A 26,505-nucleotide genomic window follows, 5' to 3' on the forward strand; every position below is an offset into this window, starting at 1 on the left:
TAGACGAGGGATGCGCCCCGATGCTGCCCGACCTGACCCCGATCTTCCGCCGGCTTGCGCTGCCGCTGGGCCTTGTCCTGGGCGCCGCTACAGCCGTCGCCGAGCCGCAGCATGGCATAGCTATGTATGGCGAGCCCGCGCTTCCCCCGGATTTTGTGTCGCTGCCGCAGGCCAATCCCGACGCGCCCAAGGGGGGCGGCATCACGCTGTCGATGAACGGCGGCTTCGACACGCTGAATCCCTTCATCACCAACGGCTCTCCGGCCGAGGGGATCGCGCCCTTCACCTTCGAGACGCTGCTGGCGCGCAGCTATGACGAACCCTTCACCCTCTACGGCCTCCTGGCCGAATCGGTCGAGACCGACGAGGCCCGCAGCTTCGTGGAATTCACCCTGCGCGAGGGCGCCCGATTCTCGGACGGGACGCCGGTGACGGTGGATGACGTGCTCTGGTCCTATGAGACGCTGGGCACGCTGGGCCATCCGCGCTACCACACCGCCTGGAAGAAGATCGCCAAGGCCGAGGCGACCGGCCCCCGCACCATCCGCTTCACCTTCAACACCGAAGACCGCGAGTTGCCACTGATCCTGGGGCTGCGCCCGATCCTGAGGAAGGCGGATTTCGAGGGCAGGGATTTCGAGGCGACGTCGCTCGACAAGCTCACCGGCTCGGGCCCCTATGTCGTCGACCAGGTCGATCCCGGCGTCTCGATCACCTTCAAGCGCAACCCCGACTGGTGGGGCAAGGACCTGGCCGTGAACCGGGGCCAGTGGAACTTCGACAGGATCCGCTACGACTATTACTCGAACCCGGTCGCGGTCTTCGAATCGGTCAAGACCGGCGCGATCTCGGCCTATCGCGAGGACAACATCGCGAAATGGGCCAGCCGCTACGACTTTCCCGCGCTCGCCTCGGGCGAGATGGTGAAGCTCGAGGTGCCGCACGACCGGCCCTCGGGGATCATCGGGCTGGTGATGAACAGCCGCAAGCCGCAGTTCCAGGACTGGCGCGTGCGCGAGGCGATGATCGAACTGTTCAACTTCGACTTCATCAACCAGACCGTGACCGGCGGCGCCGCGCCCCGCATCACCTCGTATTTCGCCAACAGCGCCTTCGCGATGACCCCCGGCGCCCCGGCCGAGGGCGCGGTCCTGTCGCTGCTGGACCCCTACAAGGCCGACCTCCTGCCCAGCACGCTGGAGGGCTACGCCCTGCCCCAGCCCGACGGCACGCCGCAGAACCGCGCCGGCCTGCGCCGGGCGATCAAGCTCCTGGACGAGGCGGGCTGGACCGTGGGCGAGGATGGCATCCTGAAGAACGCCGAGGGCACGCCCTTCGCCTTCGAGATCCTCCTGACCATCGGCCAGGACGAGGTCGCCAGCGTCGCCGCGATCTATGTCGAGGCGCTGAAGGATGTCGGCATCGACGCCCGGGTCACCATGCTGGACAGCGCGCAGATGAAGGCGCGAACCGACAGCTTCGACTTCGACATGACCTATATCATCCGCACCATGTCGCTTTCCCCGGGGAACGAGCAAAGCCTCTACTGGTCCTCGGCCGCCGCCGACACCGAGGGCTCGCGCAACTGGATGGGCGTGAAGTCGCCCGCGATCGACGCGGTCATCGCCGCGATGCTCGCCGCCCGCAGCCAGGAGGAGGCCGCCACCGCCGCCCAGGCGCTGGACCGGCTTCTGACCGCCGGGCGCTATGTCGTGCCCTTCTGGTTCTCCGACCGCAACCTGATCGTCCACAAGGCCGAACTGAAGCACCCCGAGCGGGTCCAGCTTTACGGCGACTGGGGGACGTCCTATCTTCCCGCGCTGTGGTGGTACGAAGAATGACCGCCCGGCAGCAACGTACAGGTGGACCGATGCGCAAACTCGCCCTTATCGCAACCCTGCTGGCGCTGGCCGGCTGCAACACCGTCGCCGGCGTGGGCGAGGATGTCTCGGCCGGGGCGCGCACCGTGCAGGACATGTTCTGACGCTCAGGCGGCGGCGCGCTCCTCGGGCAGACGGATCACGGTGACCGAGCATCGCGCCTCGGCCACCACCTTGGCCGAGACCGACCCCAGATAGCGCCGCGTGGTCGAATAGCCGCGCGCGCCCATCATGATGTGGTCGACATGGTTGGCGGTGGCATAGTCGATGATCGCAAGCCCCGGATCGGGGCCTTCCAGCACGGTATAGGTCAGCCGGTGGTCGGGCAGTTCGATCCCCTCGGCCCAGGCCTTCAGCTGCACCAGCCGCATCACATGCAGGTTGTTGCCCTGGTCGTCGGTGCCCTGGTCGATGCCGATCCGCGCGGTCTTGATCACGTTCACGCAGGCGATGCGGGCGTCGGGCTCGATCGTCAGCATCCGCTTGACCGCCGCCCGCAACACCTCGGCCAGGCGCTCGCCTTCGGGGGAAAGGTCCACCGCGACCACGATGATCGGCACCGACGCCAGCTGCGCCGCGACCGAGACCGGCGCGTCGAAGCGGCGGAGCTTCCGCATCACGCGCCAGCGGTCCCAGACCTGCAGCCAGCCGTCGCGCCGCGTCTTCAGCGCCCGCGCGGTCAACGTCACCTGCTGCGGATGCGCCAGGTCGAAGGCCAGCTGCGCCGCCGTCTGATAGCGCCGCATCGGATCGACCGACAAGGCCCGCAGGATGATCTCCTGCAGCCATTCCGGGATCTCGGGCCGGATCGCGCGCGGCGGCTCGGGGTCGCGCCAGAGCCGCTTTCTCACCCCGCGCAATCTTTGCGGCGTGCCCCAGGGATTGCGCCCCGTCGCCAGCGCGTAAAGCATCGCCCCCAGGGCAAAGAGGTCCGAGCGCGGATCGTCGCGGCAGCGCAGGTATTGCTCGGGCGCGATGAAGGGATAGGTGCCCATCGGAATGGTGAATTCCTCGGCCAGAAGGTCCGGCAGCTGGTCGTGGCGGCTGAGGCCGTAATCCACCAGCACCATCTCGCCGGTCTTGCGCTGCAGGAAGTTCTCGGGCTTCAGGTCCAGGTGGATCACATGCTGGCGGTGCAGGTCCGCCACCGCCGCCACCATCCGCGCCCCGATCTCGATCACGTCCGACAGGGGCAGCGGGGCCTGCTGGAACACCGCCAGGAAACTGCCGCCCTCGATCTTCTCGGTCACGATATAGGGCATCACGTCGAAACCGCCGATCCCGATCACCTTCGGCACATGCGGCCCGGAGAGGCGCGGCATGATCATCTGCTCGACCTCGAAGCCCACGATCGTCGGCCCGTCGTCGCCGTCCAGGATCGTGGGCACCTTCATCACCATGTGCAGGTCCTGGTCGGGATGCGTCACCTCCCAGATCGTCGCAAAGCCGCCGGTATGCAGCTTCTCGCCCAGGGTGAAACCGTCGATCTCCAAACCGGTATGCGGCCGCACTGGCATTCACTCAACTCCCTGTCAACAAACGCGCCGCCAACTCCTCGGGCAGGCCCTCGGCGCGGATCTTCCGGGCCGTGCCGGCGACATCATAGGGCGTGCGGCGGAACGTCAGTTCGTTCGCCTCGGTGTCCAGAAGCGCCCATCCCGCCTGCGCCACCCCGTCGCGCGGCTGCCCGACCGATCCTACCACCGCAAGCCACCTCCGGCTGCGCAGAAGCGGGATCGGCAGGTTCGCCTTGAACTCCTGCTGCCGCACCACGCCGCCCGGATCCCGGCTGGCCAGCAGCGGCACATGCGTATGCCCACAGAAGATGAGCCGCGCGCCCGTCGCCCGGAACGAGGGCGCGGCGCGCGTGTCCGAGGTGATGTAGCTGAACGCCTCTGGATTGCTGGCCGAGGCATGGACGAAAAGCGCATCCCCCTCCTCCGCCACCAGCGGCAGGCGGCCCAGGAAGGCGCGCTGGTCCTCGCTCAGCCGCGCCTTCGTCCAGTCCATCGCGCGCCTCGCCAGGGGCGACATCGGCTCGGGCGCGCCGGCGGCGGCGTTGTCGTGGTTGCCCCGGACACAGATCGCGCCCCGCCCCTGCAACTCGGCCACCTTGTCGCAGCACCAGCCCGGATCGGGCCCATAGCCCACCACATCGCCCAGCACCACGATCCGCCCCGCCCCACGCGTGGCCGCATCCTCCAGCACCGCCGCGAAGGCCTCGCGGTTGGCGTGGATGTCCGTCAGGATCGCAAACCTCACCCGCTTCCTCCCCGAAGCCTTGCCCTGCCCTAGGACCCGCCTGAAACCGCCGCCATGAGGCAGATCAAACCAGCCCCAATCAAACCAGCGAGGTGACCCAGAGCACCGTCGCATCCTCGTCCGACAGGCTGATCACGTTGTGCCCCATCGCCGCGTCGTAATAGGCGCTGTCGCCCCGGCGCAGGTCCACGGGTTCGTAGAATTCGGTGTAAAGCCGGACGATCCCGGTCAGGACATACAGGAACTCCTCGCCGTCATGCCGGACCCAGCCGTCGAATTCCTCGAACGAGCGCGCCCGGATCGTGGCGCGGTAGGGCAGCATCTGCTTGCGGCTCAGGTTCGGGGCCAGAAGCTCGTGCTCATAGGTCGCGGTCGCCTGCGTCAGGCCCTCGGTGGCCTTGGTCACCGCCATCCGGCCCAGGACCTGCGTCCTCGACGGCGGGGTGAAAAGCTGCGGGACGCTGATCGCCAGCCCCTGCGCCAGCTTCTTCAGCGCGTCATAGGTCGGGCTCATCTGCCCGTTCTCGATCTTCGAGAGCGTGGATCGCGCCAGCCCCGCCCGGCTTGCCGCCTCCTCCAGCGTCCAGCCGAGCGAGCGGCGCAGCTCGCGCACCCTCGGGCCAAGGTTCACCGGCTCGACATGCGCCTCGCCCCCGGCTTCGCGGGCGACGCGGATCATCGTCTTGGGGTCCATCGGCTGCATCCTTCCCGGATAGTCCAGCCGCCCCCCGCTTGCAACCGCGCCGCGCAAATGCCACCCCTTGGCCCATGCTTTCCGTCGTCGACACCCGCCCCCATCCGGCCGCCCCGCCCGCCTTCAACCTGGCGGGCCATGTCCTGGCCCGCGCCGCTGCGCTGGGAGAGAAACCCGCCCTCATCCTGCTGCACCCCGAAGGCGACGCGACCATCACCTATGCCCGCCTGCGTTCCCTGGTCCTTGGCTGCGCCACGCATCTTCTGGCGCAGGGTCATCGTCCGGGCGACCGGGTGCTGATGCGGCTGGGCAACGGCCCGGCTTTCCCGATCATCTACCTGGGCGCCATCGCCGCCGACCTCGTCCCCGTCCCGACCTCCGCCGCCCTGACCGCGGCCGAGATCACGAAGCTGGCGACCCTCGTCGCCCCCCGCCTGATCCTCGCCGATCCCGGCATCCCCCTGCCCGAGGGCGAGACCCCGGTCACGGCTCCGGACTTTGCCTTGTGGGAAAGCCTGCCGCCGCACGACCCCACCCCCGGCGACCCCGGCCGTGAGGCCTATGTGATCTTCACCTCGGGCACCTCCGGCCGCCCCTCCGCCGTCAGCCATGCGCACCGCGCGATCCTGGCGCGCAAGGCGATGCATGGCGCCTGGGAGGGGCTGGGACCCGATGACCGCCTCCTCCATGCCGGGGCGATGAACTGGACCTATACGCTGGGCACCGGGCTGCTCGACCCCTGGACCCTGGGCGCGACCGCGCTGATCCCGGCCCCCGGCACGCCCGCGACCGCCCTGCCCGGCCTTCTCTCCCGCGCCCGCGCCACGATCTTCGCCGCCGCGCCGGGCGTCTTCCGCCAGATGCTGCGCGCGCCCTTCCCCGCGCTTCCCGACCTCCGACACGCGCTTTCCGCCGGCGAGGCCCTGCCCGAAGCGACCCGCGCCGCATGGGAAGCCGCGACCTGCACCCAGGTGCACGAGGCGCTGGGGATGACCGAGATCTCCACCTACATCTCCGGCTCGCCCACCCATCCCGCCCCGTCGGGAACCGCCGGCTATGTCCAGCCCGGCCGCCATGTCGCTCTGCTGGACGACGACGGCCAACCCGTCCCCCGCGGCCGGCCCGGAGAGCTTTCCGTCGCCACCACCGATCCCGGCCTCATGCGCCGCTATCTGGGCGAGGACCCGCTGCCGGGCCCCTGGTTCCGCACCGGCGACATGGCCCTGATGGCCGCGGATGGCGCGATCACCCATCTCGGCCGCCGCGACGACCTGCTGAACGCCGGCGGCTTCCGCGTCTCGCCGACCGAGGTCGAGGCCGCCTTCGAGGGCCTTCCCGGCCTTCACGCCGCCGCCGCCGCCGAGGTCGAACCCGGTCCCGGCACCCGGATCATCGCGCTCTTCTACGAAGGACCTTGCGCCTTGGACGAGGCGGTTCTGCGCCAGCGCGCGGAACTCGCCCTTGCCCGCTGGAAGCAGCCGCGCCACTACCAGCATATCGACACCCTGCCCCGCACCGCGAACGGCAAACTGCTCCGCCGCGCGCTGGCCGCGCACTACCACAGGTCAAACCCATGATCCGCCTCGACATCTTCTCCGATCCCGTCTGCCCCTGGTGCTATCTCGGCAAGGCCAACCTGGACCGGGCGCTTGCCGCCAACCCAGCGCATCCGTTCCAGATCCAGTGGCATCCGTTCCAGCTGAACCCCGACATGCCGCCCGAAGGCGTCGCCAAGCGCGCCTGGCTCGAGGAAAAGTTCGGCGGCAAGGCCCGCGTCGATGCCGTGCACGAGCGCCTGCGCGAGGTCGCCCGCGCGGCCGGGGTCGAGATCGACCCGGACAAGCCGCAGCGGATGCCGAACACGCTGAACGCCCACCGCCTGATCCACTGGGCCGGGATCGAGGGCCGCCAGGACGCCGTCGTCGCCGCCCTCATGCGCGCCTATTGGGTAGAGGGTCGCGACATCGGCGATGCCGAGACCCTCGCCGCCATCGCGGCCGAGACGGGGATGGACCACGAGGCCACCCTGCGCCTCCTGAATTCCGACGCCGATGCTTCCGACATCGCCGCCCGCGATGCCGATGCCCGCGCCAAGGGGGTGAACTCGGTCCCGACCTTCCTCGTCGCGCAGCAATATGTCGTCACCGGCGCCCAGCCGCCCGAGCTTTGGGGCCAGGTGATCGAGGAACTGGCCGGGCACGGGAATTGACCGACAAACCCCTGTCGCAGACCGAATTCGTCGCGTTGATGGCGATGCTCTTCGCCACCATCGCGCTGTCGATCGACGCGATGCTGCCCGCCCTGCCCCGGATCGCCGCCACGCTCTCGCCCGGCGCGCCCAACGCCGCGCAACTGGTCATCACCAGCTTCGTCCTCGGCATGGGGATGGGCACGCTGTTCACCGGCCCGCTCTCCGACCGTTTCGGGCGCAAGCCCGTGATCATGGCCGGCGCGGGCGTCTTCGCGCTGGCCGGGGTGGCCTGCTACCTCGCGCCCACGCTGGAGAGCCTGCTTGTCGCCCGCCTGGTCCAGGGCATCGGCGCCGCCGCCCCCCGGACCGTCTCGCTTGCCATGATCCGCGACCTCTTCGCCGGGCGCGAGATGGCGCGGCTGATGAGCTTCGTGATGATGGTCTTCACCGCCGTCCCCGCCATAGCCCCGCTGATGGGCCAGGGCATCATCGCTCTGGCCGGCTGGCAGGCGATCTTCCTCGCCCTCATCGCATTCGCCGGCTTCACCATGCTCTGGCTCGGCCTGCGCCAACCCGAGACGCTGCCCCCCGCCCGCCGCCGGGCGCTGCATCTCGGCAGCCTGGTCGCCGCAACGCGTGAGCTTGGCCGCCACCGTATCGTCCTCGTCTCGATCCTCCTCCAGGCCCTGACGCTGGGCGCGCTTTTCGCCACGCTCTCCTCGATCCAGCCGATCTTCGAGACCGTGCACCACCGCGCCGACAGTTTCCCGCTCTGGTTCGCGCTGATCGCCGTCGCCTCGATGTCCGGCAGTTTCCTGAACAGCCGGGTCGTGATGAGCCTCGGCATGCGCCGTGTGGTCCGGGCCACCTATGCAGCCCAACTGGGCCTCACGCTCGCGGCGCTGGTGCTGCTCGGCATGCTTGACGGCAATCTCGCCTTCGCCGTGCAAGTGGCTTGGGCGATTGGCCTTTTCGCGATGATGGGCCTGACCATGGGCAACCTGAACGCCCTGGCGATGGAGCCGGTAGGCCATATCGCCGGCCTCGCCGCCTCGGTCATCTCGGCGCTTGGGACGGTCGGCTCCGTTCTCCTGGCGATCCCGGTCGGGCTGGCCTTCGACGGCAGCGCCGTCCCGCTTCTGGTCGGCGTGGCGGTACTGATCGGGCTGGCCTTGCTCCTGTCGCTGAAAGCCCTGGGCGAGGCGCGGGACTAGGCCTTCTTCCCGGCCCGCACGATCTCGGCCAGGTCGCGGGCGATGTTGAACGCGCCCTTGATCCGGTCCGCCTCGGACTTCATCTCGCCCGTCAGCACGATCCGGTTGCCGTTCACCCTGGCCGCCGGGCCCTGCGCCTTCAGGAAATCGACCAGCCCGGCCGGATTGGCGAACTTGTCGTTGTGGAAGGCGATGGTCGCCCCCTTGGGCCCCGCATCCAGCCGGCTGATCCCCGCCCGCTTGCACATCGCCTTGATCCGCACGATCAGCATCAGCGTGTTGACCTCTTTCGGCAGCGGGCCGAAACGGTCGATCAGCTCGGCCGCGAAGCCCTCCAGCTCGACCTTCGTCGTCAGCGAGGAGAGCCGCCGGTAAAGCCCCAGCCGGATGTCGAGATCGGGGATATAGTCCTCGGGGATCATCACCGGAACCCCAAGGTTCAACTGCGGGCTCCAATCATCTGAAATCGTGGACAAACCCTGCAACTCGCCCGACTTTATCCGCGCAATCGTCTCTTCCAGCATCTGCTGGTACAGTTCGTAGCCGACTTCCCTGATATGGCCCGACTGCTCCTCGCCCAGAAGGTTCCCGGCCCCCCGCAGGTCAAGGTCATGCGAGGCCAGGTTGAACCCGGCACCCAGGGAATCGAGGCTGCCCAGAAGCCGCAGCCGCTTCACCGCCTGCGGCGTCAGCGGCGCGCGCGGCTTCGTGGTCAGGTAGCAATAGGCCCGCGTCTTGGACCGCCCGACCCGGCCCCGGATCTGATACAGCTGCGACAGCCCGAACATGTCCGCGCGGTGGACAATCATCGTGTTTGCAGTCGGAATATCCAGACCGCTTTCAACGATCGTCGTCGCCAGCAGCACGTCATACTTGCCGTCGTAGAACTGGTTCATCCTCTCATCCAGCTCTCCGGCCGCCATCTGGCCATGGGCGATGACGTAGCTCACCTCGGGCACATGCGAGGCCAAGAACTCCTCGACCTCGCGCAGGTCCGAGATCCGCGGCACCACATAGAAGGATTGCCCGCCCCGGAACCGTTCCCGCAGAAGCGCTTCGCGGATCGTGATGCCGTCGAATTCGCTGACATAGGTTCGGATCGCCAGCCGGTCGACCGGGGGCGTCGCGATGATCGAGAGGTCCCGCACCCCGGTCAGGCTGAGTTGCAGCGTGCGCGGGATCGGCGTCGCGGTCAGGGTCAGCACATGGACCTCCGAGCGCATCTCCTTCAGCCGCTCCTTGTGGGCGACGCCGAAATGCTGCTCCTCGTCGATGATCAAAAGGCCAAGCTGCTTGAACGTCACGCCCTTGGCCAGAAGCGCATGGGTGCCGACGACGATATCCACGCTGCCATCCGCCATCCCGGCGCGCGTGGCGTTGGCGTCCTTCGCTGAAACAAACCGCGACAAGGGCTTGACGGAAAGCGGAAATCCCCGAAACCGCTCGGCAAAGCTGCGATAGTGCTGGCGCGCCAGCAGCGTCGTCGGGCAGATCACCGCGACCTGCATTCCCGCAAGCGCCGCCACGAAGGCCGCCCGCATCGCGACCTCGGTCTTGCCGAAGCCCACGTCGCCGACGATCAGCCGGTCCATCGGACTGCCCTTCTCCAGATCCGCCACCACGTCGGCGATGGCGGCCAGCTGGTCGTCGGTCTCCTGATAAGGGAAGCGGGCCGCGAAAGCCTCCCAGAGGGAATGGGGTGCCTCGAGGATCGGGGCGTGGCGCAGGGCGCGTTCGGCGGCGATGCGCATCAGCCGGTCGGCGATCTCCTTGATCCGTTCCTTGAGCTTGGCCTTCTTCGCCTGCCAGGCCCCGCCGCCCAGCTTGTCGAGCAGGCCCTCCTCATGGCCATAGCGGCTGAGAAGCTCGATATTCTCCACCGGCAGGTAAAGCTTTGCGTTCTCGGCATATTCCAGCGCCACGCAGGCATGCGGCGCGCCAAGCGCGGTGATCGTCTCGATCCCCAGGTAGCGGCCGACACCATGTTCGACATGCACCACAAGGTCGCCGGGGGACAGCGTATCGACCTCGCGCAGGAAATTCTCGGCCTTGCGCTTGCGGCGCGGCTTGCCGACCATCCGGTCGCCCAGAACGTCCTGCTCGCTGATCACCGCCAGCCCCGGCGCGACGAACCCGGCCTCCAGCGGCCAGACCACGAGGTAAAGCCCGCCCTTGCCCTCGGGCAGCTCGCGGAAATCCGCGATCTCCTTCGCGCCGGCCAGACCGTTGTCGGCCAGAAGACCCGTCAGCCGCTCGCGCGCGCCCTCGGACCAGCTGGCAAGGACCACCTGCGCCTCACGGGAAAGCGCGCGAACATGATCCGCCAAAGCGCCGAAAAGATTTATCTTTTCCTGCTGCCGCTCGGGCGCGAAATTCCGCCCCGCCCGCGCGCCCGCGTCCAGCACCCCCGGCCCCGGACTTTGCGCCAGCGGCGAAAGCTGCACCACCCGATGCTCCGCCACCGCCGCCTCCCAGGCGGCATCGTCCAGATACAGTTCCTCCGGCGGCACCGGCTTGTAGACCGTGTCGATCCGCCCCTTGGCCCCCATCGCCTCATGGCGCGCATCGTAACTGTCGTCGATCGCCTCCCAGCGCGCCAGGCGCATCGGCGTCACCTGGTCGTCCAGCATGACGCTGGCCTCGGGCAGGTAGTCGAACAGCGTCTCCAGCCGCTCGTGGAAGAAGGGCAGCCAATGCTCCATCCCCTGGTGCTTGCGCCCCGCGCTCACCGCCTCGTAGAGCGGATCGTCGGTCCCCGCCGCGCCGAAGGCGATGCGGTAGTTCTGCCGGAAGCGGGCAATCGCCGCCTCGTCCAGCACGATCTCCGACACGGCCGAGAAATCCACCCGCTTCAGCTTCTCGATCGTGCGCTGGCTTTCCGCGTCGAAGCGGCGCGCCCCGTCCAGCACGTCGCCGAAGAAATCCAGCCGGATCGGCCCGCCCGGACCCGGCGGGTAGATGTCCACGATCCCGCCGCGCAGCGCATAATCGCCGGGCTCCGCCACCGTCGAGACCGGCGAGAATCCCATCCGCGCGAGGAACCCCTTCAGCCGGGCCTCGTCCACCCGCTCGCCCACCGTGGCCCGGAACGAGGCGGCGTGGACCACCTCGCGCGCAGGCACCTTCTGAATCGCGCCGTTCAGCGTGGTCAGAACCACGACCGGCGCCTTCAGCCCCTCGGCCAGCACCGACAGCGTCGCCATCCGCCGGGCGCTGATCTCGGGGTTCGGGCTCACCCGGTCATAGGGCAGGCAGTCCCAGGCCGGAAAATCCAGCACCGCCACCTCGGGCGCCATCACCGCCAGCGCGGCGCGCATCGCCTCCAGCCGCTTGTCGTCGCGCGCGACATGGATCACCGTCCGGCCCCGCGCCAGTTCGCGGGCCAGAAGGCGGGCGTCAAACCCCTCGGGCGCGCCGCCCAGGATGATGCGTTCGGCTGGCATGGGCACTCAGTGCAGGATGGAAACGCTCAGGTTCTGCCAGCTGCCATACATCGCCGTGACGAAGATCGCCACCATGCCGATGCCTTGCGTCCAGCGGCGGTGGATGGTCAGGCGGCGGCAGAGCGCCGCGTCCCGGTTCTCGCCGGCATTGATCCGCCGGCTGGCGCGGATGCTCAGCCAGACGACAAGCGACATCGGAAAGGAAAGCAGGAACAGCGCCTGGGCGAATTCCACGTCGTACCAGAAGCCGAGCCCCGCCAGGACGGTCAGCCAGAAGCAGCCCAGAGCCGTCAGGATCAGCGCGCCCTGATCGACGATGCTCAGGATCCGCCCGGTGTTGATCCGGGCCAGGTCCTCGACATCCTCCATCGCCTGCCCGCCCTCGCGCCTTGCGCGCTGGATCATGTCATGCGGTATCCCCAGCACCCAGTGGCTGGTCGAGGACCACATGACCGCGAGCGCGATCCAGAACCAGAGGTTCGAGAAGGACCGCATGTCGATGACTTCGAAAATCGTATCCAGAACTTCCACGAGCCGCGCCAGTCCCTTTCCTTGCCTGCCAGTGACATTCGCGCACTTGAGGCGATGCCAATTCCATGGCAGGCAGAACCCGAAGTCGCAAGCCCTGCCTTGCCATCCCGCCAAAGGAGTCAGCCGATGCTGCCCGCCTCAGCCCCCTTCCCCCTTGCCCGGTTCCGCCGCACCCGCCGCACCGCCGCGCTGCGCGACCTCACGCAGGAGGTCCGGCTTTCCGTCAAGGACCTGATCTGGCCGGTCTTCGTCCGCGACGGCGCCAATCTGCGCGAGCCTGTCGCCTCGATGCCGGGGGTGGAGCGTCTTTCGGTCGACCTGGTGGTCGAGGCGGCGGCGAAGGCGGCCGATCTCGGCATCCCGGCGATCTGCCTCTTCCCCTATACCGACCCGGCGAAGAAGACCGCCGACTGCCGCGAGGCCTGGAATCCCGAGAACCTGGCCAACCGGGCGATCCGCGCGATCAAGGCGCAGGTGCCGGAGATCGCGGTGATGACCGACGTGGCGCTCGATCCCTACAACGCGCATGGCCATGACGGGCTGGTGGTTGACGGGGTCATCCTGAACGACGAAACCGTCGAGGCCCTGGTCAAGATGGCGCTGGTGCAGGCCGAGGCCGGGGCCGACATCCTCGGCCCTTCGGACATGATGGATGGCCGCATCCTTGCCATGCGCCAGGCGCTGGAGGGCGCGGGGCACAAGGACGTCTCGATCCTCTCCTATGCCGCGAAATACGCCTCTGCCTTCTACGGCCCGTTCCGCGACGCGGTAGGCGCGACGGGGGCGCTGAAAGGCGACAAGAAGACCTACCAGATGAACCCCGCCAACCGCGACGAGGCCCTGCGCCTGGTGGCCCGCGACCTGGCCGAGGGCGCAGACATGGTCATGGTGAAACCGGGGATGCCCTATCTCGACATCTGCGCGGCGGTGAAGCAGACCTTCGGCGCGCCGACCTTCGCCTATCAGGTCTCGGGCGAGTATGCGATGATCCGGGGCGCGGCGCTGAACGGCTGGATCGACGGCGAGAAGGCGATGCTCGAAAGCCTCCTGGCCTTCAAGCGTGCCGGTTGCGACGGCATCCTCACCTATTTCGCCCCCGAGGTCGCCCGGCTTCTGCGCCATCAGTGAAACTGGCCCTGCACGGTCCGGGTCAGCTCGTTCAGGCTGAAGGGCTTCGGCAGGAAGACCGAATTGGGGATGCGCGACTGGTCCTCGCTCAACGCGTCCTCGGCATAGCCCGAGACGAACACCACCCGCACGTTCGGCCGCCGCTCGATCGCCTGCTTCACCCATGACGGGCCGTCCAGCCCCGGCATCACCACGTCGGTGACGAAGACATCGACCTCCAGCCGCGGGTCCTCCAGCGTCTTCAGCGCCTCCTCGGCATTCGCGGCCTCCAGCACGGTATAGCCCCGCAGCCGCAGCGCGCGGCTGGCGAAGGCGCGGACCGGGGCCTCGTCCTCGACCAGCAGCACCACCCCCTCGCCCTGGCGCGAGGGCAGGCGGCGGACCTGGGCCTCGGGCGCAAGCTCGTGCTCGCCGCCGTCGCTGACCGGGAAATAAAGCGTGAAGGTCGTGCCAACGCCCAGCACCGAATCGACGAAGATGTACCCGCCCGACTGCTTGACGATGCCATAGGCGGTGGAAAGACCCAGCCCCGTCCCCTCGCCCACCCGCTTGGTGGTATAGAAGGGCTCGAAGATGTGCTGGATCTGTTCGGGCGCGATGCCGATGCCGGTGTCGATCACCCGGATCACCGAATAATCCCCCGCCGGAACCGAGGCGCGGTCGCGCTTCAGCGGCTCGGCCAGGGTGACCGGCTCGGTCTCGATGCGGATGCTGCCGCCGTTCGGCATCGCGTCGCGGGCGTTGACCACCAGGTTGATCAGCACCTGCTCCAGCTGCCGCTTGTCGGCCCGGATCTCGCCCAGGACCTTGCCCAGCTCCTGCCCGCGATGGGCAAGCGTCAGACCGACCCGCTCCACCACCAGCCGGTTCAGAAGATGGGTCAGGTCCGCCAGAACATCCTGCAGATCCAGCCTTTCGGGCTTCAGCGTCTGCTTGCGCGAGAAGGCCAGAAGCTGCCCCACCAGCGCCGCCGCGCGGTTGGCGTTCTGCCGGATCTGCTCGAGATCGGCATAGTCCGGGTCCTCCTGGCCATGGCGCAACAGCAGAAGGTCGCAATGTCCCGAGATCGCTGTCAGGAGGTTGTTGAAATCATGCGCGATCCCGCCCGCCAGCTGGCCGATCGCCTGCATCTTCTGGCTCTGGTTGAACTGCGCCTCCAGCGTCTTCAGCCGCGTCGCGTCGTTCAGCACCGCCAGCGCGCCGACCCGCCCGCCATCGACATAGCGCCGCAGGGTGACCTCCAGATAGCTCTCCTCGCTCGCCCGCCGCGCCCGCAGGACCTCGGCCCCGCCGGGATGGCGCCCCGCGACCACATCGGCCAGCCAGTCCGAGACCGGGCGGCCCAGCCCCTCGAAGATGTCGTGGAACATCGCGGCCCGCAGCTCGCCCTGCCACATCAGGTCGCGCGCGGCCCGGTTCGCCACCCGCAAGACCCCGTCCGGTCCGAAGACCATCAGCGCCACCGGGACGTCCTCGAGATCCGTGCCGCCGCCCTTCGGCCGCTCCACCGGCTCGGTCAGGTTCAGGATCGTCGGCGCCTCGCCGAAATGGTCGATCCGCCAGAACAGGTGATCCGCGCCCGACAGGTGCACACTGACCCGCAACGCGCCGTCCCGGGCCGCGATGTCCTGCCGCGCCGCCCCCTCGGCCCCGGCGCGTTTCTGCAGCCGGTAAAGCAGGGCCGCCGGATCCACCACCCGGTTGCCCAGCACCGCCAGAAGGCTGTGCGCATCCGGGCCATAGGCCGCCTCGGCCACCTGGTTGCGAAACAGGAGCACGCCCTCGGCATCGGTCATGAAACAGGGGGCGGCATCGTCGGCGACCAGGCTGAAGGCGCGCACCCGTTCGGCCCGGCTGTCGGCGGTCCGCTGCCAGATCACCGCGCCCACGACCAGGCTTGCCAGCGTCAGCGTCAGCCCGATCAGCGCCAGCCCGGCGCTGTCGCCCGGCGCCGAGAAGCCCGCAACCGCGATCAGCGCCAGCCCCGAGGCGACCAGCACGGCCAGGCTTCCGGCCGTCCACTGGCCCAGCCGCCGAAATTCCCCCACCTGCGCCTCCACCACATACCTCTCGCCGTCCTGTCCCGCGACAATCGGCGAAAACGGGTTAACCAAAGCTTAACCGGAGCATGGTGAGTGGCGGATTTCCCGTCAAGGTTGTGGCGACAGAGTCAGGATCGCCGGAAAAGCGCGAGATGGAAGCCGTCGCCGCCCTCCAGCGGGGTGAAGGAGCGTTCCGTCTCCAGCCGCCAGCCGGGATGCCGTCCCAGGAACGCCTGCGCCTGATCGCCGTTCTCCACCCGCAGCAGCGAACAGGTCGCATAGCCGAGCCACCCCCCCGGCGCGACCATCGGCGCGACCCGGTCCAGGATCGCCGCCTGGATTCCGACCAGTTCCGCCAGCCGCGCCGGGGTCAGCCGCCACTTGCCCTCGGGATCGCGCCGCCAGCTGCCCGAGCCGGAACAGGGCGCATCGACCAGCGCCAGATCGTAAGGCGCGCTCGCCTCGGGCCGCTCGGTCAGCGTCACCTTCACCCCGGCCCGCTTCGCCCGCTCGGGCAGGTCGGCCATCCGCCTTGGCGCGGCATCATGCGCCCAAAGCCGCAGCTTCGCCCGCGCCGCCATTGCCAGAGTCTTGCCGCCCCCGCCCGCGCAATGGTCCAGCACCCGCATCCCCTCCGCCAGCGGCAGCCCCGCCACCACGGCCTGCGAGGAGGCATCCTGCAACTCGACCAGCCCCGCCCGGTAAGCGTCGGAGACCTGCACCCGCCGCGCGCCCTCCACCACCTCCAGCGCGGTGTCGGCCAGAGGGTGCGGGCGGGTCACGATCCCCTCCCCCGCCAGCGCCGCCTGCGCCCCCGCCGCCGTCCCTCGCGCAAGGTTCACCCGCAGGAACACCGGCGCCCGCGCCCGCAGCGCCTCGGCCACCGGGGCCAGCCTCTCGCCCAGCGACCGCTCCAGCTCCGGCACAAGCCAGTCCGGCAGGTCCAGCGCCTCGGCCCCGACAGGCTCCCTTCCCGCCTCGCTCGCCGCGGGCGGGGCGGGCGCATGACCCTCGCCCGAGAACAGGGCCTCCTGCCCGTTGGCGCGCATCAGGCCCAGCACCAGCCCGCGCCCCGCCTCGCCCCCGCCAAGCGCAGCGGCCGAGCGTCGCTGCCGCAGCGCGTCATAGACCAGATCGCGCACCGCCGCCCGATCGCCGGAGCCGGCAAAGCGGCTGGCCCGGCCCCAGTTGGTCAGCGCCTTCTCGGCCGCCTCGCCCGCCAGCACCCGGTCCAGCACCCCGATCGCCGCGGCCGCCCGCGCCCCCGGCGTCATGCGCCGGCCCCCAGCGGCACGGCCTGCAGATGGTTCTCCTGCATGAAGCGCAGGAAATTGTCGCGGAACTGGCGGGTATGGGAATGGGCCAGCGCATCGGCCCGGTCCACGTCGCGCTCGCGGATCGCCTCCAGCATCAGCCGATGCTCGTCGGTCAGAAGGTAGCCGTCGTTCGTCCGCTCCAGATAGTCGAAATGCAGATGCAGCATCCGCCGCCCCTGATCCAGAAGCCGCTCGTAGAACGCCGCCAGATAGGGGTTCCGCCCTGCCACCGCGATGGCCATGTGGAAGGCCTTGTTCGCCCCCGACATCGCCAGATGGTCGCCCGTCGCCACCGCCGCCTCGAACTCCGCCTGCCGCGCCGCGATGGCCTGCAGGTCGGCCTCGGAGCGCAGTTCCGCCGCGAGCCGCGTGTTCATCCGCTGCGCCACGTCCAGCGCCTCGACATATTTCGGAAAGGCCTGCACGTCGATCGGCGCCACGATGGTCGAGCGGTTGGGCAGCATCACCACCAGATCCTCGCCCGCCAGCCGGATCAGCGCCTCGCGCACCGGCGAGCGCGACATGGCGAACCGCTCCGCCAGCGTGGTCTCGTCCAGGAGCTGCCCCGGTTGCAGCACCAGCGACAGGATCTCGTGCCTGAGCGTGTCATGGCACAGCCGCGACCCCATCCCCCGCACCCGCCTGCCTTCGCCGTCCTCGTCCATCGCCCGCTCCTTCGCCTTGCACCTGCCTAGACCCCGGCGCCGATCTTGTCGACAGATTGTTCTTCTTGACCTGTCGCCAGGGTGTCGGCACAATCCTGTCGACAACCTGACGACATAACGATTCCCTGAAGGAGGCCCCGCATGAAACTGTCCGGCGTGATGCCCGCACTCGTCACCCCCTTCGATGCCGAAGGGAAGATCGACTTCTCCGCCTTCGAGCGGCACCTGACCATGCTGCGCGCCGCAGGGGTCTCGGGCTGGGTGCCCTGCGGCTCGTCGGGCGAATACAACCTGATGGACGATGACGAACGCGACCAGGTCCTGCGCTTCGTCAAGGACTTCGCCAAACCGGGCGAGACCCTGATCGCCGGGACCAACGCGCCGTCCACCGCCGGGGTGATCGCCAACACGCAGCGGGCGAAGGATATGGGCTACCACGCCGTCCTCCTCGCCGTGCCCTTCTACACCAAGCCCACCCAGGCCGAGATCATCCGCCATTTCAACGCGGTGATCGAGGCGACCGACATGAACCTCGTGCTCTATTCCTACCCCGGCAAGGACGGGGTCGAGATCGAATACGAGGCACTGGATGCGCTGGCCGACAATCCCCGCGTGATCGGGATCAAGGAAAGCTCGGGCGTGATGCAGCGCGCCATCGGCATCTCCACCCGTTACGCGGGCAGGATCCAACTCGTCTCCGGCTCGGACGACATCGCCTGGGACTTCATGCACTGGGGTGCGGACAGCTGGATTTGCGGCCCGGCCAACTGCATGGCAAAGCCGGTCTGCGAGATGGACGCCGCCTTCCGCAAGGGCGACCACGCCCGCGCGAAAGAGATCATGCAGGCGCTCTGGCCGGCGATGAACGTGCTGGAATCGGGCAAGTTCGTGCAGAAGCTGAAGTATGGTTGCGAGTTGCAGGGCAATCCGGTGGGGGACTGCCGGATGCCCTTCGGCCCGCTGACCGAGGCCGAGAAGGCCGAGTTCGCCACCGCGATGCAGCCGATCCTGAACTGGAAATAGGCCATGGTCACGGTGGTTGTCGGCGCGGGAATCATCGGCACCGCCATCGCGCATGACCTGCAAAAGCGCGGCCGTCAGGTGGTGCTGGTGGACCGCGATACGCCGGGCATGGGCGCATCCTTCGGCAACATGGCTTCTATCGCGGTGACGGAGTTCATGCCCGCCTCGCGCCCCTCGGTCTGGAAGCAGATCCCCGGCTGGATGCTCGACCCCGAAGGCCCGGTCCGCATCCGCCCCTCCTACATGCCGCGCCTCGTGCCCTGGTTCCTGCGCTTCATCGCCGCCTCTCGGCCCTCGAAGCTGCGGGAACTGGAGGCGCAGGGGGCCGCCCTCTGCGCCCGCGCGCTGGACGATACGCTGGCCCTCCTGCGCGAGACCGGCCTTGAAGACCAGATCAGCCAGGAAGGCTGCCTCTCCCTCTATACCGACGAGGCCGAGTTCAAGGCCGACCGCGACCATATCGAAATCCTCGAACGCTTCGGTTTCCCGCATGAGGTCATCGGCCGACAGGCCATCAAGGCGCTGGAGCCGGAACTGTCGGACAGGATCGGCCTCGCCGTCCTCTTCCCGCAGAACCGCTCGCTTAAGGACCCCTACAAGCTGGTCCTCGCCCTCGCCGACCGCTTCACCGCGCTTGGCGGAAGGATCGTGCGGGGCGAGGTCGCCGGCTTCACCTGCTCGGACCGGATCCGCGAGGTGGTGCTGAAGGACGCCCCGCCCCTGCCCGCCGACGAGGTGGCGATCTGCGCCGGGGCCTTCTCGGCCCGGCTGGCCAGCGCCCTGGGCGAGCCGATCCCGCTCGAGACCGAGCGCGGCTATCACACCCAGATCATGGCGCCGGGCATCTCGATGAAACATTCGATCATCTGGCCCGCCCGCGCCTTCATGGTGACGCCGACCGCCGGCGGCATCCGCGTCGGCGGCACGGTCGAGATGGCCGGCCTCGACGCAGCCCCCGACTACCGCCGCGCGAAGATCACCGTGAAGCGCGCGAAGGAGGCCCTGCCCAACCTCAAGTGCGAGGACTTCACCGAATGGATGGGCCACCGCCCTGCCCTGCCCGACACGGTACCGATCCTTTCCGCCAGCGCCCGCACGCCGGGCCTGTTCTACGCCACCGGACACGGGCATCTTGGCGTCACCTATGCCGCCACCACCGCCCGGCTGATGGGAGAGCTGATCACCGGCGCAAGGCCCGCCGTCGATCTCGCGCCCTACCGGGTCAACAGGTTCTAAGGGGGATACCATGCGTTTCAGCCGCACCATCCAGACCATCGACGTCCACTGCGAAGGCGAGATCGGCCGCGTCATCACCGGGGGCGTGCTGAACATCCCCGGCGCGACCATGGCCGGGAAGCTGGACCACCTGAACCGGATCGACGATTCGCTGCGCCGCTGGCTCTGCTCGGAACCGCGCTCGGGCCCGGCCGGGTCCTTCTGCCTCCTGACCCCCGCCTGCGACCCGGCAGCCGATGTGGGCTTCATCGTGCTGCAGCCCGACCAGGCCCACGCCATGTCCGGCTCGAACGCCATGTGCGCCACCACCGCGCTTCTGGAAACCGGAATGCTGCCGATGGTCGAGCCGGAAAGCGTGGTCACCTTCGACACCGCCGCCGGGCTGGTGCGGGCCACCGCCACCTGCCAGGGCGGCAAGGTGGTCAAGGTCACGCTCGACATGCCGCCCGCCTTCGTCGCGAAACCGGGCGCGGTGATCGACACGCCCGAATGGGGCGCCGTGCCCTATGACCTGTGCTTCGGCGGCGTCTTCTACGCGTTGATCGACGCGGACCGCATCGGCCTGGCCATCGCGCCGGAAAACGCCCGCCAGCTCGCCACCATCGGGGTCGACCTGCGCAACCGCATCGCCGAGGTAGAGCCCGCGCTGCACCCGACCACTCCGGCGCTGAACGGCCTCTCCTACGTCATGTTCCGCGCCGAGGAGCCCGACGGCGCGCTGCGCACCTGCACCACGCTGCGCCCCGGCCGCGCCGACCGCTCGCCCTGCGGCACCGGATCGAATTCCAACATGGCCACCCGCCACGCCCGCGGTCTGGCGAAACCCGGCGACAAGGTCATCTCGCGCTCGATCATCGGGGGCGAGTTCGTGACCGAATTCGTCGAGGAAACCCGTGTCGGCCCCTACAAGGCCACCCGCAACCGCGTCTCGGGACAAGGCTGGATCTACGGCATCAGCCAGATCGGCCTCGACCCGACCGACCCCTTCCCGCTCGGCTTCACCCTCTCGGATACCTGGGGCGGGTGAGGGCAGGACGTCCACCTCATCGCGTTAGTGGCTCAGCGGCACGTCGCGTCGACAATGCCCCCGGCTTTACCCTCCCGGACACCCCGGGGCGGATCGCCGAAGTCCGCTTGAGCTTCCCCGCCGCCGCTCCGTAAACATTCCGCGAGACAATTCCGCATCCTTGACTGCCGGAGGCGTCGTCATCGAAGAAGCCGTCGAAGTCATACCCGCGCGTCCGGCCTCGTCGATCGACCCGCTCCCCCTGCCGCTTCCGGGTCGTGGTCATCGCGCTGGTTGCGAATGGCGGCGACGAACCCTGCAAGGCAAGCATCTGCCGGCAGATCCCACCGCGCCGGACTGGAACTCTGTCGCGACCGCATCCTCCCGCGCTGGCCGTCCGCTCCGGCCCCGCCAGCGCCGCGCCCTCTGCGCCGATCCGGCCAGCGGCTGGATCGGGCCACTGCGGGCCGAGCCTGGAGCGATCCTCGCCGGACCCGAGCAGGCTTCCCGCTCAGCCGATGCGGTAGTTTGGGCTTTCGCGCGTGATCTGCACGTCGTGGACATGGCTTTCCTTCAGCCCGGCCCCGGTGATCCGCACGAACTGGCAACGGCTGCGCATCTCGGCCACCGTCGCGCAGCCGGTATAGCCCATCGCCGCGCGCAGGCCGCCGACCATCTGGTGGATCACCGCCGCCGCCGACCCCTTGTAGGGCACCTGCCCCTCGATCCCTTCCGGCACCAGCTTGTCCGAAGCCGCATCCTTCTGGAAATAGCGGTCCGCCGAGCCCCGCGCCATCGCCCCCAGCGACCCCATCCCGCGATAGGCCTTGAACGACCGCCCCTGCCACAGGATCACCTCGCCGGGGGACTCGTCCGTCCCCGCGATCGCCGAGCCCACCATCGCGCAGGAGGCCCCCGCCGCGATCGCCTTGGCGAAATCGCCCGAGAACTTGATCCCGCCATCCGCGATCACCGGCACATCGCCGGCCGCGCGGGCCGAATCCATGATCGCCGTCAGCTGCGGCACGCCCACGCCGGCGACGATCCGCGTCGTGCAGATGCTGCCCGGCCCGATCCCCACCTTCACCGCATCCGCGCCCGCCCCGATCAGCGCCCGCGTCGCCTCGGCCGTGGCGACGTTGCCCGCCACCACCTGCACCGTGTTCGACAGCTGCTTGATCCGCTCCACCGCCCGGGCGACACCCTCCGAGTGCCCATGCGCCGTGTCGATCACGACCAGATCGACCCCCGCGTCGATCAGCGCCTGCGACCGCTCGAAGCCCGCATCCCCCACGGTCGAGGCCGCAGCGACGCGCAGCCGCCCCATCTCGTCCTTGCAGGCATTCGGGTTCAGCACCGATTTCTCGGTGTCCTTCAGTGTCAGAAGCCCGGTCAGCTTGCCGCGCCCGTCGGTCACCAGAAGCTTCTCGATCCGCCGCGCCTTCATCAGGCTGATCGCCTCGGCCCGGTCCACCGGCTCGCGCAGCATGGCCAGATTCTCGCTGGTCATCATCACCCGGACCGGAGTCCGGTCGTCGCTGGCAAAGCGCATGTCGCGGTTGGTCACGATCCCCAGGACCCGGCCCACCTCGTCCACCACCGGAAAGCCGGTGACGGAGTAGCGTTCCATCAGCACCTTGGCGTCCGCAAGCGTCTGGTCCGGCGTCAGCGTGATCGGCTGGTAGACCACGCCCGACTCGAACCGCTTCACCCGGCTGACTTCCCGCGCCTGCGCCTCGGGGTCGAGGTTGCGGTGGATCACCCCGATTCCCCCCGCCTGCGCCATCGCGATCGCCATCCGGCCTTCCGTGACCGTATCCATCGCGCTGGACAGAAGCGGGATGTTCATCCGGATCGCCTTCGTCACGAAGGTCGAGGTATCCGCATCCGACGGCAGGACGCTCGATGCGCCGGGCACCAGAAGCACGTCGTCAAAGGTGAGAGCCTCACGAATCTCCATGGGTTTTCCCTCCGGGAGCAAGCATCGTTTGGCGGTTCCCCATTTCACGCCCCGCGCTTCTGCGCAAGGGCAAATCCTCCCCTTGCCCTTGCCCGTGCCCCATGCAGATTACCCCCGTCAGTCCGAAGGATCCCCATGCGCGTCGCCATCATCGAGAACACCAGGATCACCCACCACGGCCAGCTCGGCGTCGCGCTGCACGAAGCGGCGGCGCTGATCGACCTCTGCAAACCCTGGTCCGGCCAGCCGCTGCCGGACCGGATCGAGGCCGACGCCCTTGTCGTCTTCGGCGGCGAGCAGGCCGCAACCGACGACCACACCCATCCCTACCTGCCGCAACTCGCCGACCTCATGGCTGCCTTCAGCCAGGCCGACAAGCCGGTCCTCGGCATCTGCCTCGGCTCCCAGCTCCTCGCCCGCGCCTTCGGCGGCGAGAACCACCTCGGCATCGCGCCCGAATTCGGCTGGACCGACGTCACCCTGACCGAGGCCGGGCGCGCCGACCCGGTCCTCTCCGCCGTGCCCCTGACCTTCCCGATCTTCCAGTGGCACTCGGACACCTTCACCCTGCCCCAGGACGCGGTGCATCTTGCGACCAGCCGGGTCGCCCCGCACCAGGCCTTCCGCCTCGGCCGCGCGACCTATGGCACCCAGTTCCATTTCGAGGCCAGCCGCAGCGTGGTCCGCGACTGGTCGCGCACCTTCCCGGACCTCGTCGAGAAGAACTCCCCCGGCTGGGCCGCCCGCCACGACGCGCTTGCCGCCACCCGCGGCGCGGAAGCCGACGCGCATGGCCTCGCCCTCGCCCGCGCCTGGGTCGGCCTGATCGCCTGAAACTCCCCCGTTCCTCTTGGGACAAATACTCTGGGGGTCCGGGGGTGAAACCCCCGGCGGCCCGCCCCTCAGGCCTCGGCCGCGTTCGTCGCCGCCGCCAACCTGCCGCCCGGCCAGCGTTTCAACACCCACCAGGCGATCAGGGGAATGACCACCAGCCCCAGGGCCGTCAGCAGAAGCCCCGGCCAGAACCAGACCCCGCCATTGACCATCAGCGCCGTCGCAAGCGCGGCAAGCGGGAAGGTGAAGGCGCCCCAGAAGGCCGAGACCCCCGCCTCCAGAAGCCAGCGTCCCGCGACCGCAAGCAGGATGGCGTAGACCGCCCCAAGTCCGGCGAAGAGGACGCCGAGGTCCGGCCTGGCCAGCAGGCCCGCGACCGATCCGAGCAGCGCCGCCGGGGCCAGATGGATCGCCAGCAGCGGCCGCAGCGGCGCCGGCGGCGCGGCCGCCATGAACTGCCGCAGGCTCAGCGCCCAGATCGCGACCGCGATGGGCAGGGCCACCCAGAACAGCGTCTCCGCCAGCCAGCCCCAGCCGACCGCCAGCGCCGGCGCGGCGCCCACGATGACGCCCACCAGGCTCAGGTGCAGCGTCGGGTTCACCGCCCGCGCCTCGGGCGGCAGGCCCAGCAGAAGGCGCAGGAGGAGGACGGCCAGCATCCCATGCCCGACCAGCGCCAGCACCAGGAGGACCGCCGCCGCCGGCACGCTGTAGGCCGCGACCAGCCCCGCGGCGACCATACCCCCCATGGTCAGCGCCGCCAGCCCCGAGCGTCCCGGCAGGATCCGCAGGTCTTCCACGACCACCCCCGGCCGCCGCGCGAGCTTCACGCCATAGGCGAAAGCGGCAAAGGCCCAGAGCGCCACCGCACCCCCTGCCAGCAGGTCCCCCGGCCCCGGATCCCAGCCCAGCCGCCCCAGGGCCAGCCGCACCGCGCCCGCCAGGCCCAGCAGTCCCAGAAGCGAGGGGAACACCGCCGGCGGCATCCGCGCGAACAGCGCCGGGCGGCGCGGCGGGAACTGCGGCGGCGGATAGCGTTTCGGCCGGGCTTCGGCACGGAATTCGGGCTGGGTCATGCGGTCATCTCCTGCCCTGTCATAGCAACCGCCCCCGACCGGCAACAGCCCCCGCTTCCAAAGGCCGCGCCCGCTGGAAAGCCTGCCTGCCTCAGGCGGGGATATTCAACCAGCATGAAAGGACTCCGTGGCCATTTCGCAGCCACGGTGCAGGCGAGAACGCGATGACTGTCCGGTGCGCCATCGGGCCCGAGGTGGGGCCAGTTCCCTCATGTCATGCTGGCGCAAATATCCCCGCCGGAGGCTCCCGCAGGCTCGGCCCGCACCACCGGGCAGGAGCGCGATTTCAGCCCGCGCGCAGCACCGGGAACCAGTCCTCGCGCAGCCGCTCGCCGCCTTTCATCCCATGCCCCGGGAAGGGCGGCGAGGTCGGCCCCGGCCGCTCGACATAGCGCGCATCCTCGCCCACCAGCCGCAAGGAGAACGCCCGCCGCCGGGTGGCTGCGGTGTTGCCGCGCGCGCCATGCAGGGTGCGGAAGTTGAAGGCCACCGCGTCGCCCGGCTCCATCTCCCATTCCAGGATCTTCATCCCCTCGACCTCCGGGTCCGGCACCGGCATGTAGTCGTCCTCGCCCGGATAGAAATTCGTCTCCGACATCCAGCGCGTCGGCAGCACGTCCTTCTCCCACAGATGCGATCCCGCGACGCAGCGCAGCGCGGCCTCCCTCACCGGGTCCAAGGGCGACCAGAAGCTGACCGTCTGCCTCCCCTCGACGAAGTAATAGGGCCCGTCGGTATGCCAGGGCGTCGGCTTCGTCGTGCCCGGCTCCTTCACCAGCACATGGTCGTGGAACATCTGCACCCGGTCCGAGCCCATGAGCTTCGCCGCCACCTCGGCCACCCCGGACTGCCGGATCACCGCCGCGAATTCGGGGACCTTCTGCCAGTTGCAGTAGTCGTCGAAGAAATAGCCCGGCTCGCCCGGCTTCAGCGTCGCCATCTGGTGCGTAGGGTTCGCCATGTTGCGCGCGATTCCGGCGCGCAGCATCTCGACCCAGTCGCGCCAAAGCCCCTTGACCAGCACCACCCCGTCGCGCTGGTAGGCCGCGACCATCTCCTCCGTCACCGTGACCATGGCAATCCTCCCGTTTCGCGCCACCCTGCCCCGGCGATTGCGTCACGGCAAGACCAGCATCGTCGCCCCCAGCCGCTTCAACGCCGCTCCGGTGCCCAGCTTGAACCGCGCCAGCCCCGGCGCGGCTTCGGTATCCACCGTCCCCAGGTCAAGCCAGCGCACCCCCTCCGCCGCCAGCGCCTCGGCCGCGCGCATCAGCATCACCCCGTGCACTCCCGCCGCCCGCCCTTCCGGCGAGGTCCAGCCGAGGTGATAGGTCGCCGACTTCCCATGCACCACGAAACACATCGCCGCCCTGCCCGGCCAGTCCCAGATCCGCAGCGCGCCGGGATCAAGCGCAAGCGTGAAGGCCGCGGGCAGCGCGCGATAGCCCCGCGCGCGCCGCTGGACCGCCTCGGCCGCGATCAGCCGCTCCAGCGCCGCCCGCCCGGCCCTCCGTACCTTGACCGAAGCCTCGGCCCGCACCAGCCGGTTGCGCCACTTGCCCGCCAGCCCCGCCCGCAGGTCGCCGGACAGATCCCACAGCGCATGGTGCATCGGCGTCACCAGCGGCACCAGGCCGAAGCCCGCCACCTCCTCCCCGGCGGTGACCAGCGTCATCCCCGGCCAGCGCGCCAGGCGGCGGATCGCGCGCCGCCGCTCCGCCGCGCCGGGCTCCCCCTCCCAGACCGGCCCGCGCGAGACCAGGCGCAGGGGGCCGCGTTCGACCGCCAGCGCGCGGCCGCAGCCGAGCTCAAGCCAGCGGGCCCGCGCGCCGCAGGCCGATGCCGCCGCCGCATAGGCCGGGCCTTGCTGGAAAGGTTCGAATCCCATGGCGGCCATTAACGGGCGGGAAAGCTTTCCATGCCCTTAATGCGAGCATGAAACGGACCCCGCGCCACGCCGCCCCGACGCCGCGCCTCACCCTCTGGGTGCCGGTGCTCCTCGCC

Annotated in this window: 22 protein-coding genes; 10 read left to right on the plus strand and 12 right to left on the minus strand. The window is 69.3% G+C overall.

Annotation, left to right across the window (positions count from 1 at the left end; all coding sequences use genetic code 11):
• Window positions 1-20 precede the first annotated feature (20 nt).
• Window positions 21-1,841 carry an extracellular solute-binding protein gene (locus I7S92_RS00890; protein WP_242069999.1) on the plus strand — a complete coding sequence of 607 codons (1,821 nt, stop codon included), beginning with the start codon at window positions 21-23 and terminating at the stop codon, window positions 1,839-1,841.
• A 29-nt stretch (window positions 1,842-1,870) separates the two neighbouring features.
• Entirely contained in the window at window positions 1,871-1,984 is a 114-nt protein-coding gene (locus I7S92_RS00895) for an entericidin EcnA/B family protein (protein WP_197641588.1), read from the plus strand.
• Between the two features lie 3 nt (window positions 1,985-1,987).
• On the opposite strand, the gene I7S92_RS00900 is transcribed toward I7S92_RS00895, so the two are convergent.
• The 3 genes from I7S92_RS00900 to I7S92_RS00910 all read right to left on the minus strand — a co-directional run bounded on the left by I7S92_RS00900 (window position 1,988) and on the right by I7S92_RS00910 (window position 4,845).
• Complete coding sequence (locus tag I7S92_RS00900) at window positions 1,988-3,397, minus strand: bifunctional serine/threonine-protein kinase/universal stress protein (RefSeq protein WP_197641589.1); 1,410 nt, start codon at window positions 3,395-3,397, stop codon at window positions 1,988-1,990.
• Window positions 3,398-3,401: 4 nt separating this feature from the next.
• Window positions 3,402-4,142, minus strand: coding sequence for a metallophosphoesterase family protein (locus tag I7S92_RS00905; protein ID WP_197641590.1), 741 nt, complete (start codon window positions 4,140-4,142; stop codon window positions 3,402-3,404).
• A 79-nt stretch (window positions 4,143-4,221) separates the two neighbouring features.
• A complete protein-coding gene (locus I7S92_RS00910; protein WP_197641591.1) occupies window positions 4,222-4,845 on the minus strand; it encodes a helix-turn-helix domain-containing protein in 624 nt (207 codons plus the stop codon).
• 65 nt (window positions 4,846-4,910) lie between these two features.
• Here I7S92_RS00910 and I7S92_RS00915 point away from each other — a divergent pair, with 65 nt between their 5' ends.
• The 3 genes from I7S92_RS00915 to I7S92_RS00925 are packed head-to-tail and all read left to right on the plus strand — an operon-like array spanning window position 4,911 to window position 8,241.
• The gene (locus I7S92_RS00915) at window positions 4,911-6,413 is read left to right on the plus strand and encodes a class I adenylate-forming enzyme family protein (RefSeq protein WP_197641592.1); all 1,503 of its coding nucleotides are present in this window, start codon (window positions 4,911-4,913) and stop codon (window positions 6,411-6,413) included.
• On the plus strand, window positions 6,410-7,045 hold the full coding sequence (locus I7S92_RS00920) for a DsbA family oxidoreductase (protein ID WP_197641593.1): 636 nt from the start codon (window positions 6,410-6,412) through the stop codon (window positions 7,043-7,045). The genes I7S92_RS00915 and I7S92_RS00920 overlap by 4 nt, the downstream gene beginning before the upstream one ends.
• A gap of 38 nt (window positions 7,046-7,083) precedes the next feature.
• Window positions 7,084-8,241, plus strand: coding sequence for an MFS transporter (locus tag I7S92_RS00925; protein WP_197641783.1), 1,158 nt, complete (start codon window positions 7,084-7,086; stop codon window positions 8,239-8,241).
• Here I7S92_RS00925 and mfd read toward each other — a convergent pair.
• Both mfd and I7S92_RS00935 read right to left on the minus strand, forming a co-directional pair.
• The gene (gene mfd / locus I7S92_RS00930; protein WP_197641594.1) at window positions 8,238-11,684 is read right to left on the minus strand and encodes a transcription-repair coupling factor; all 3,447 of its coding nucleotides are present in this window, start codon (window positions 11,682-11,684) and stop codon (window positions 8,238-8,240) included. The genes I7S92_RS00925 and mfd overlap by 4 nt on opposite strands.
• Window positions 11,685-11,690: 6 nt before the next feature.
• Entirely contained in the window at window positions 11,691-12,215 is a 525-nt protein-coding gene (locus I7S92_RS00935; protein ID WP_197641595.1) for a component of SufBCD complex, read from the minus strand.
• 126 nt (window positions 12,216-12,341) lie between these two features.
• On the opposite strand from I7S92_RS00935, the gene hemB reads away from it, so the two are divergent.
• Entirely contained in the window at window positions 12,342-13,343 is a 1,002-nt protein-coding gene (gene hemB / locus I7S92_RS00940; RefSeq protein ID WP_197641596.1) for a porphobilinogen synthase, read from the plus strand.
• On the opposite strand, the gene I7S92_RS00945 is transcribed toward hemB, so the two are convergent.
• The 3 genes from I7S92_RS00945 to I7S92_RS00955 all read right to left on the minus strand — a co-directional run bounded on the left by I7S92_RS00945 (window position 13,337) and on the right by I7S92_RS00955 (window position 17,366).
• Window positions 13,337-15,316: an ATP-binding protein gene (locus I7S92_RS00945; protein WP_386003966.1), complete on the minus strand. Its 1,980-nt coding sequence runs from the start codon at window positions 15,314-15,316 to the stop codon at window positions 13,337-13,339. The genes hemB and I7S92_RS00945 overlap by 7 nt on opposite strands.
• Window positions 15,317-15,513: 197 nt before the next feature.
• On the minus strand, window positions 15,514-16,659 hold the full coding sequence (locus I7S92_RS00950) for an RsmB/NOP family class I SAM-dependent RNA methyltransferase (protein ID WP_197641597.1): 1,146 nt from the start codon (window positions 16,657-16,659) through the stop codon (window positions 15,514-15,516).
• Window positions 16,656-17,366 carry a GntR family transcriptional regulator gene (locus I7S92_RS00955; RefSeq protein ID WP_197641598.1) on the minus strand — a complete coding sequence of 237 codons (711 nt, stop codon included), beginning with the start codon at window positions 17,364-17,366 and terminating at the stop codon, window positions 16,656-16,658. Before I7S92_RS00955 ends, I7S92_RS00950 begins: the two co-directional genes overlap by 4 nt.
• A 141-nt stretch (window positions 17,367-17,507) precedes the next feature.
• Here I7S92_RS00955 and I7S92_RS00960 point away from each other — a divergent pair, with 141 nt between their 5' ends.
• Genes I7S92_RS00960 through I7S92_RS00970 form a run of 3 tightly spaced genes read left to right on the plus strand, consistent with a single transcriptional unit; the run spans window position 17,508 to window position 20,652 of the window.
• Window positions 17,508-18,389 (plus strand): dihydrodipicolinate synthase family protein, encoded by an 882-nt coding sequence (locus tag I7S92_RS00960; RefSeq protein WP_197641599.1) that lies wholly within the window; start codon window positions 17,508-17,510, stop codon window positions 18,387-18,389.
• A 3-nt stretch (window positions 18,390-18,392) separates the two neighbouring features.
• Entirely contained in the window at window positions 18,393-19,625 is a 1,233-nt protein-coding gene (locus tag I7S92_RS00965) for an NAD(P)/FAD-dependent oxidoreductase (RefSeq protein WP_197641600.1), read from the plus strand.
• A 10-nt stretch (window positions 19,626-19,635) separates the two neighbouring features.
• Entirely contained in the window at window positions 19,636-20,652 is a 1,017-nt protein-coding gene (locus I7S92_RS00970; RefSeq protein WP_197641601.1) for a proline racemase family protein, read from the plus strand.
• A 490-nt stretch (window positions 20,653-21,142) separates the two neighbouring features.
• On the opposite strand, the gene guaB is transcribed toward I7S92_RS00970, so the two are convergent.
• A complete protein-coding gene (guaB, locus tag I7S92_RS00975; protein WP_197641602.1) occupies window positions 21,143-22,591 on the minus strand; it encodes an IMP dehydrogenase in 1,449 nt (482 codons plus the stop codon).
• Window positions 22,592-22,726: 135 nt separating this feature from the next.
• Between guaB and I7S92_RS00980 the strand changes: the two genes are divergently transcribed.
• Window positions 22,727-23,425 carry a type 1 glutamine amidotransferase gene (locus tag I7S92_RS00980; protein WP_197641603.1) on the plus strand — a complete coding sequence of 233 codons (699 nt, stop codon included), beginning with the start codon at window positions 22,727-22,729 and terminating at the stop codon, window positions 23,423-23,425.
• 68 nt (window positions 23,426-23,493) lie between these two features.
• Here I7S92_RS00980 and I7S92_RS00985 read toward each other — a convergent pair whose 3' ends face one another.
• The 3 genes from I7S92_RS00985 to I7S92_RS00995 all read right to left on the minus strand — a co-directional run bounded on the left by I7S92_RS00985 (window position 23,494) and on the right by I7S92_RS00995 (window position 26,389).
• Window positions 23,494-24,501: an SLAC1 family transporter gene (locus I7S92_RS00985; RefSeq protein WP_197641604.1), complete on the minus strand. Its 1,008-nt coding sequence runs from the start codon at window positions 24,499-24,501 to the stop codon at window positions 23,494-23,496.
• Between the two features lie 286 nt (window positions 24,502-24,787).
• Complete coding sequence (locus tag I7S92_RS00990) at window positions 24,788-25,576, minus strand: phytanoyl-CoA dioxygenase family protein (protein WP_197641605.1); 789 nt, start codon at window positions 25,574-25,576, stop codon at window positions 24,788-24,790.
• Window positions 25,577-25,618: 42 nt separating this feature from the next.
• A complete protein-coding gene (locus I7S92_RS00995) occupies window positions 25,619-26,389 on the minus strand; it encodes a GNAT family N-acetyltransferase (protein ID WP_197641606.1) in 771 nt (256 codons plus the stop codon).
• Window positions 26,390-26,505 lie beyond the last annotated feature (116 nt).

The organism is Tabrizicola soli, assembly GCF_015999335.1.
Taxonomy (GTDB): Bacteria; Pseudomonadota; Alphaproteobacteria; order Rhodobacterales; family Rhodobacteraceae; genus Tabrizicola; species Tabrizicola soli.